This window comes from Daejeonella sp. (assembly GCF_049655485.1).
Taxonomy (GTDB): Bacteria; Bacteroidota; Bacteroidia; order Sphingobacteriales; family Sphingobacteriaceae; genus Daejeonella.
Window position 1 is genome coordinate 1 of the sequence record NZ_JBASJU010000071.1, and the last position, 8,694, is coordinate 8,694.

Consider the following 8,694-nt stretch of genomic DNA (forward strand, 5'->3'; position numbering starts at 1 on the left):
GCTCTAAAGTCTGCATAGAATGCCGGAAGCTGGATAATACCAACTTTGTACGTCTTACCGCCGGAAGTGATTGTCTTAGTAATTTTCTTCGCCGACTGATCTTCCAAAACTACTTTATCCCGCACCAGCGTAACAATTTTTGGAGTGGAACTCATTTCCTGTCCAGCAGGAATGACTTTTAAACGAACAGTAGTACCTTTTGGTCCTTTTATTTTTGTAACGGTAACATCGAGTCTCCAGCCGATAACATCTACGAATTCGCCATTCCCCTGAGCAACGGCTATAATGCGATCACCAACTTCCAGAGTTTTCGCTTTAAATGCAGGTCCTCCGGGAATAATTTCAGCAATCTTAACAACCTCGTTCTCTAGCTGCAGCCGTGCCCCAATACCTTCAAAAGTACGGGCAAGATCCTCATTGAATTCCTGAGCTCGGGTGGGCACAAAATAGCTGGTATGAGTTTCTACAGATCCCGTAAAGGAATTCATGAAAATCTGGAACACATCCTGATTATTGAACTTTGTAGATTGAGATACCTGATTTTCATATCTCTTTTTTAGGGTTTCAGCGATCTTAGAATCGTCAGTCCCCGTAATCTTCAAATTAAGGGTTTCGTACTTAATCTTTTTAGCCCAATGAGCGTTTGATTCAGCCTGAGTTGCAAACCAAGGCATCTTTTCCCGATCATAGACATAAATCTCATTTGATGCAAAGCTGAATTTGTTATCAATCTGCTTCAATGCATAATCAATTCTGTCATTAAAACGCTTTTGGTAAACATTGAATATATAAAAAGGAACACTAAGGTCTCCTGTACGCAGATCGTCGTCGAGTGTGTGACGGTATTTTTCAAAATCCGCTATATCGCTTTGGAGAAAATAACTCTTTGCCCCGTCAAGAGCTTTTATATAATCATCGAAGATCAGGGATGACAGATCGTTATCTACTTCAACTTTCTTGTAATGAAAGTTTTCTAAAAGCTCCACAACCGACTTAGCTTCCACAGATTGTTGTAGTTCAGGTTTCAGGTCATTTGGTGAAACCACAGCTGTAATTCGCGGATCAGCCTGGCAGGCAAGTGCCGCAACAAGTAAAAAAGCCAGCGATATTTTTTTTAACATCTCTTTAAATGATTTAAAATCCATTGCAGAATAAAAGGTATCTAATTGGTACCAAATCTTAAATATAAACATCGTAAAGATCGATTTGATATCTCCAGGATGTAACATGTTTGTGTAAAGCAGAAGCCCCTAAGCGGACTTGCTTGTGAAGGTCTTACGGGTTACTGCTTAAAATTTTGTCTTTCAACATTGTGAATTCTGATAAAGCAGAGCTGGCAGCAGTTTTGTTCCCCATTGCAGCATAAACTTTCGACAAATCCCCTTTAATCTCAACCAATTTGAATTGGTATTTGTTTGACAAAGAAAGTCGCTCAGCTTCCTTAAAATCAGTGAGAGCAAGCTGATGGTCGCCGATAGACATTTTCACGTGCCCCAGGCTGACCAGGGAATTTACTATACCACTTGAATTATTAAGTTTTCTGGCAACCGAGTTCGATTGTATATAAAACCATTTGGCTTCTGAAAAACGTTTTTGCTGTTTAAAGATATCGGCTAATTGATCAAAAGACTTCATCAAACTGATCTTATCGTGGATCTTATATGCGAACAAAGGTAATGCCTTATTCATGATGATAGCCTCAGCTTCTTTATATCTACGCTGGGAAGTCCATATATTAGCGAGATTCAGGTACACCTCGCCCAGCTGGCGATTATTTTTATTAATCAACGCTTCTTCCAGTATAAGCTCATTGTATTTTATAGCTTCCGGAAAATCTTCCCTGTATTTATATATTCTGGCCAGGCTGAAATAATTCTTAACCACAGCCTGCCTGTTTTCTATTTCCTTATTTATTTTTAAGGCATCATGAAAAAACATTAAAGCCTTATCTAAATTCCCCGCGACCGCCGCATTGGTACCTATCGAACTTAATATCCCCGCTTCTGCTTTACGATCTCCTAAACTCCTGTATAATAACAAAAGCTGGTCATCTGCACTAAGTGAATCAGACACCTTCGACCCGTCAAATATTCCCGCTGAAATTGGATAGGCCGGCAAGGGAATATCAGAAGCTTTTAACAATTCCCTAAACTGCAATGCATTAATAAATTCTTTTAAGGCATCCTGGTTATTGGACAAAGCAACTTTCTTCACCTGGATCTTAAGCGAATCATAAACTGAAGTCGTAGGGAGAACACTCCAATGTTCACCACCACGCGTATTGATATTTTTCACTGATGCCGAACCGGGAATACTAACCGTCAGGAGTGCAATAGCCAAAAAGACCAGTAATTTGAATTTCATCTCGAGAATTAGTTATTTAGCAGGCGAATATTAAAGATCTCTAATTCAGTATCATACTGAATCTATCAAACGTACGAAGAATTTTAAAATTATGAAGAACGGAATTTTCAGCTAAAAACTGACATTTCTTTGTCATAAGCCGCCCAAACCATATAAGGATGAGAGTCGCAATGGTAAATTTCACCTGTAGAGGAAATCCCAATAATGCCGGCAAAACCATCATAAGGCTTTAACTCTTCAAATGATTTTCTGGAAGCATCCTCAAGGCTCATCCCATCTGTTACCCTGGTAACTATTTTAACAGACAACCCGGCACTTACAATGTCCTCGCCAACGCCTGTACATGAAATCCCAGCAGAGCTATTAGCGAAATTACCGGCGACGGTTGCTGAATCGCTGACGCGGCCTGGAATTTCAAATCCTTTACCTCCTGTAGAGGTGCCTGCAGCGATGTTACCATCTTTATCGAGAGCTACACATCCAACCGTACCTAATCCGATAGAGGCATTTAATTTTTCCTCGTACTCTTTCCTTCGCTGAGGTGTTTCGGGATTGAAGTATTCAAAACCATTTTGCCTCGCATATTCCAAAGCTCCACTTCCACTTAATACGCGATCTTCTTCTGACATCAATTTTTCTGCCACCTGGATAGCATTTTTAACATCCTCGATATTTATTACTCCCGAAAACTTCTGGCTTTTCCCATCCATCAGACTTGCGCTCAATCTTATTTTACCATCACTCTGTATTTGGGATCCGAGACCGGCATTGAATAAAGGGCAATCTTCGAGAAGCGATACAGCATATATAACTGTTTGCAGGGCTGAGTGAGTTTTTAAATAGCTTGAAGACTTTTTTATTATTTCAGTCAGCGCCTCCTGTTTTGCAATTTTTACTTCGTTATTGGTTCCCGACTCGCTGAAAAACCCACCATGTATTATTATTTTTGAGTTCATTAGTTATCGTAGTCTTTTACCTTTAAGAAAACACCCTCTTCAACCTTCAAAGCTTTTCTGATCTCCAGGTTATGCTTCTCGAGATCGTATTTATCAAATAGAGACATCACGTGGACTTTTAATCCGTCTATCGAGACTGGGGACCCTATTTCAACATCATAAATGCTCGTTTCACTAATATATCTGCCATCAACCAGTATGGTCAGTCCGGATCCTATGGCTTCCATGCAATTCCCATCTGTTATCAACAGTCCGGCGTCTTCGCCTAAACCAATACCTAACATCCCCGGATTACTGGCAACAGCATAAAACAGACGTCCTATTCGGCCTCTCTGAACGAAATGTGTATCTACAATTACCGAATCAACAAAACCGAGGCCAGCAGTTATCTGGACTTCTCCTTTAACCAGAGCTTCGCTGCTACTCCCGCGATAAATCATGTTTGTTGATGCTGCAGCCGCCCCGGCGGAGGTACCGGCAATAAGAAAATTATCCTGGTGGTAACGCTTTTTTAAGATCTGCAGAAATGGCGTGCCCCCGAAAATAGAACTAAGCCTAAGCTGATCGCCGCCACTGAACATCACAACATCGGCTTTGGCTATCCTGTCAAGGTATTCTTTGTTCGCCGCATCTGTACGCGATCTGATATCAAGTACATTAACATTATTTACCTGTAACTGATTAAATGACTTTATATACTCAGCCCCTACGATATCAGGAATTTGGGAAGCGGTGGTAATAACTTCAACTATAGAATTTTCTGCTTTCGCAGATTCAACAATTACGCGCCTTAGTATTCCCTGCTCAAAGAACTTTATATAGTGGGGATGGCTTATATTTTCGTTATAATTGAGTGAACTTCCCAGATCAACTGCACCACCAATAATAACGAGCTTGCCCTTTGGAACCATAGTACTTAATATTTGTCATACGAAAGCCTAAATATATATTCTTGAATTATAAGTCTAAACATTACTTATTAAACTTTTCCACAATTCTACCCGGAGGGTTATTTTACTTCCAGAATCATTATACCTTTCCGGTTAATTATTAGCCGTAAAATTTAATAATTTGCTGAAACTTTATATCTTGAAAGTGGTTTTCATACTGATTCAACTCCAACAACCATTCCAAGAACAAAGTGTGAGCGATATTGATATTACGGAGACCCGCTATTCTTAGAATTTTGGGACATCTCCACTTTGGGCAGCATATCCATGACAAATAAAATTTACGAACATTTACGATGAAAATATTAAGTATACAAGTTTTAAAAGGTCCAAACATTTGGTCTGTGCGTCGAAGGAAATTGATACAAATGCGTTTAGATCTCGAAGAACTCGAACAAAGGCCCACAAATAAAATTGAAGGATTCCGGGAGAGAATCGAGAAATTAATTCCAAGCTTGTACACCCACCGTTGCTCACCCGGGTATGAGGGAGGCTTTTTAGAGCGTGTGGATGAGGGTACCTGGATGGGCCATGTCATCGAACATATTGCCCTTGAAATGCAAACACTCGCCGGAATGGAAACGGGTTTTGGCAGAACGCGCGAAACTAAAACCTCCGGCATTTACAATGTAGTATTTAATTATATTGAAGAGAAAGTGGGCGTATATGCAGCCGAAGCGTCTGTAAAGATCGCTCAGGCACTTGTAGATGGAGAGGAGTACGATATCGAAACCGATATCATGGCTATGAAAAAGATGCGAGAAAGAGAACGGTTCGGACCTAGCACCGCATCCATAGTTCATGAAGCAGTATCGCGTAATATCCCTTTCATTCGTTTAAACAGCAGTTCCCTGGTACAACTTGGATATGGCAAAAACCAGGTTCGGTTCCGTGCTACTATGACTGACAAGACGAGCAGCATTGCTGTTGATCTGGCCGGGAATAAGGATGAAACTAAGCGCATACTCACCGAACAGGCTATACCGGTAGCTAAAGGATCAACAATCTCTTCACTAGAAGACCTGGAAGAAGCACTGGGGAAAATTGGATTTCCATTAGTATTTAAACCCCTGAACGGGAACCACGGAAAAGGGGCTACCATAAATGTAAAAACGCGTGAGGAAGCTATAGAGGCATTTGCCTATGCTCAAAAATATTCACATCGCGTGATCATGGAACGTTTCATCACCGGCCATGATTTCCGGGTTTTAGTCATCGACAATCGCATGGTAGCTGCAGCCCAGCGTGTACCTGCCCATGTGATCGGAGATGGAATAAATACCGTACAGAACCTGATAGATACCGAAAATAGTGATCCCCGCAGAGGATACGGGCATGAGAATGTCCTTACAGAAATTACCGTTGACCGGGATACATTAGACCTGTTCGAGAAAAGGGGATATACTCTCGAAAGCATACCTACAGAAAAGGAAATCGTTTACCTGAAGTCGACAGCCAATCTAAGTACTGGCGGAACTTCAATTGATGTCACGGACCTTGTCCATCCTCAAAATGTTTTTATGTGCGAGCGTATCGCCCGCGTTATTGGCCTGGATATTTGCGGCATCGACATTATGGCCGAAAATCTTACCGAACTGCTAACCGAAAATGGAGGGGTAGTTTTGGAAGTTAATGCGGCACCTGGTTTTAGAATGCATCTGGCACCGAGCGAAGGACTCCCAAGAAATGTTGCAGCACCGGTGATCGATATGCTTTATCCTCCAGGAAAATCTGCGCGGATTCCAATTATAGCTGTTACAGGTACAAATGGCAAAACAACCACCACCCGCTTAATCGCTCACATCGTTAAGAATAACGGATACCGGGTTGGATTTACCACTTCAGACGGGGTATACATCCAGAATTCAATGCTTCTAAAGGGTGATACTACCGGCCCAATGAGTGCCGAGTTCGTGCTTAGAGATCCCACAGTCGAATTTGCTGTGCTTGAAACTGCACGGGGAGGAATCCTGCGTTCGGGACTTGGTTTCGGCCATTGTGATATTGCCGTCATTACAAATATTCAGGAGGATCATCTTGGAATATCCGACATAAATACATTAGGTGACCTGGCGAGAGTTAAGGCGGTAGTTGTAAAATCTATTAAAAATGATGGATGGGCAATATTAAACGCCGATAATAAATATTGTGTGGCCATCGGTAAGGATGTGCATTGCAATTTAGCCTACTTTACAATGGACGAGAAAAATCCAGTTGTCAGGGAACATTGCCGCAAAGGAGGAATAGCAGCCGTGTATGAAAACGGTTATATCACGATTATGAAAGGCGATTGGAAGATTAGGATTGAAAAAGTCACACACATTCCAATTACCTTTAATGGTACCGTAGGCTTTATGACCCAAAATGCATTAGCGGCCAGCCTGGCCACGTTCGTTTGGGGTTTCAAAATTGAAGATATCCGCTTATCGCTCGAAACATTTATACCATCCGCAGCTCAAACGCCTGGGAGAATGAATATTTTCGATCTCAAAGACTTCAAAATCATGGTCGATTTTGCACATAATCCCGACGGTCTAAATGGGATAAAAGAATTTCTGGCGACACTTGACATAAAACGCAGTACGGGTATTATCTCGGGCACAGGCGACAGGAGGGACGACGACTTGCGTGAAGTCGGCAGAATTTCGGCACAAATGTTTGATGATGTTATTATTTGCCAGGAAAAATATTTACGCGGACGGACCAGGGAAAACATCGTAGGTCTTCTTACAGAAGGATTGAAGGAGGTGAAACCGGATATCGCAATTCAGGTTATAAATGAAAGTAAACCGGCGTTTGATTATGCTGTAAAGAATGCTGAACCTGGATCATTTATAACGATGATTGGAGATTCTGTCAACGACGCGGTTGGACTGGTTCAGGATTATCAGGATAAGGAAATAGGATTGTAATCTTTAGGATATGGCAACAATTCCCCCTTTGGCAGAACGTATGCGGCCGCAAGGCCTCGACGATTATGTGGGACAAAAGCATCTGGTGGGAAAAGATGCCATATTGAGACTGGCGATTGAAACCGGTAATTTACCGTCACTTATATTGTGGGGGCCCCCTGGTGTAGGGAAAACTACGCTGGCCTTCATTATAGCAAAACGGCTTAACCGGCCATTTTTTAGTCTGAGTGCGATAAATTCAGGCGTAAAGGATATCCGTGAGGTGATTGAAAAAGCTTCCAGATTGAAAGAGGGAAACGAGAACCTGCCGATACTCTTCATTGATGAAATACATCGTTTTTCAAAATCTCAGCAGGACTCTCTGCTGGGAGCAGTAGAACGCGGTCTTGTCACACTTGTGGGTGCCACAACAGAGAACCCTTCATTTGAAGTCATCTCAGCACTCTTGTCGAGAAGTCAGGTTTATATATTACAGCATCTATCAGAAAGCGACCTTTTAGAGCTTTTAAACAAAGCCCTCAAAGAGGATCAATATCTTCAGAATAAAAAGGTTTTAATAAAAGAACACGAAGCCCTGCTGCGCCTTTCAGGCGGAGATGCGAGAAAACTGCTGAATGTCCTTGAACTGGTTATAAATGCAGTTAACAAATCTGAAGTAACTATCACTAATGAGCTTGTTTTGAAACATGTGCAGCAGAACATGGCCATTTATGATAAAGCTGGAGAACAACACTACGATATAATTTCAGCATTTATTAAATCCATTCGTGGCAGTGATCCCAATGCTGCCGTTTACTGGCTTGCCCGCATGATCGCCGGAGGTGAAGACCCTTTGTTTATTGCAAGAAGGCTGTTGATTTTAGCCTCTGAAGATATTGGTAACGCAAATCCAAATGCCCTTCTTTTGGCAAATAGCTGTTTTCAGGCAGTTAGCATTATTGGTTTCCCTGAGTCGAGGATTATCTTATCTCAAACTGTTACTTATCTCGCTTCTTCAGCTAAAAGCAATGCCAGTTACGAAGCAATAGGAAAAGCTCAGGAATTGGTTGCGCGTACAGGTGACCAGTCCGTGCCTTTACATCTTAGAAATGCACCAACCAATCTGATGAAAAATATTGGTTACGGAAAAGATTATCAATACTCCCACTCTCATGAGAATAACTTCTCCGCCCAGGAGTATTTGCCCGAAAAACTTAGCGGCACCTTGTTATACGATCCAGGTAAAAACGCTTCGGAAGACAAGATGCGTGAACGCTTAAAGTCCCTGTGGAAAGGCAAATACAAATACTAGATTAGTATGTATCATATTCAATTTCCCGGGCTGGCTTGTAATGACATAGAATTTTGTTAATTTTCCTATATGACTTTAACTTTCCTATCTCAGCAGTGGACAGCTTTTTGGAGATCTCAAAATAAAGGTAAGAGTATCGCTATGAGGATCGTTATGGGTATCCTCATCATTTACCTTCTGCTAAATGTATTGGTAGTTGCTTTTTTCATGGACCAGATCCT

7 protein-coding genes are annotated in these 8,694 nt (G+C 41.6%); 3 read left to right on the forward strand and 4 right to left on the reverse strand.

The annotated features are described in order from the left end of the window. The 4 genes from WBJ10_RS03125 to WBJ10_RS03140 all read right to left on the reverse strand — a co-directional run. Positions 1-1,229, reverse strand: a 1,229-nt coding sequence (locus tag WBJ10_RS03125; protein WP_424288096.1) for a PDZ domain-containing protein, incomplete at its 3' end; no start/stop codon positions are given. A gap of 46 nt (positions 1,230-1,275) precedes the next feature. Next, complete coding sequence (locus WBJ10_RS03130; protein WP_424288097.1) at positions 1,276-2,364, reverse strand: tetratricopeptide repeat protein; 1,089 nt, start codon at positions 2,362-2,364, stop codon at positions 1,276-1,278. A gap of 107 nt (positions 2,365-2,471) precedes the next feature. After that, a complete protein-coding gene (locus tag WBJ10_RS03135) occupies positions 2,472-3,320 on the reverse strand; it encodes an isoaspartyl peptidase/L-asparaginase (RefSeq protein WP_424288098.1) in 849 nt (282 codons plus the stop codon). Continuing rightward, positions 3,320-4,231 (reverse strand): cyanophycinase, encoded by a 912-nt coding sequence (locus WBJ10_RS03140; RefSeq protein ID WP_424288099.1) that lies wholly within the window; start codon positions 4,229-4,231, stop codon positions 3,320-3,322. The genes WBJ10_RS03135 and WBJ10_RS03140 overlap by 1 nt, the downstream gene beginning before the upstream one ends. Positions 4,232-4,566: 335 nt before the next feature. Between WBJ10_RS03140 and cphA the strand changes: the two genes are divergently transcribed. The 3 genes from cphA to WBJ10_RS03155 form a co-directional block, all read left to right on the forward strand. Beyond that, positions 4,567-7,182: a cyanophycin synthetase gene (gene cphA, locus WBJ10_RS03145; RefSeq protein ID WP_424288100.1), complete on the forward strand. Its 2,616-nt coding sequence runs from the start codon at positions 4,567-4,569 to the stop codon at positions 7,180-7,182. A 10-nt stretch (positions 7,183-7,192) separates the two neighbouring features. Beyond that, positions 7,193-8,473 carry a replication-associated recombination protein A gene (locus WBJ10_RS03150; protein WP_424288101.1) on the forward strand — a complete coding sequence of 427 codons (1,281 nt, stop codon included), beginning with the start codon at positions 7,193-7,195 and terminating at the stop codon, positions 8,471-8,473. A 69-nt stretch (positions 8,474-8,542) separates the two neighbouring features. Continuing rightward, the coding region (locus WBJ10_RS03155) for a DUF5687 family protein (protein ID WP_424288102.1) at positions 8,543-8,694 on the forward strand (152 nt) is incomplete at its 3' end.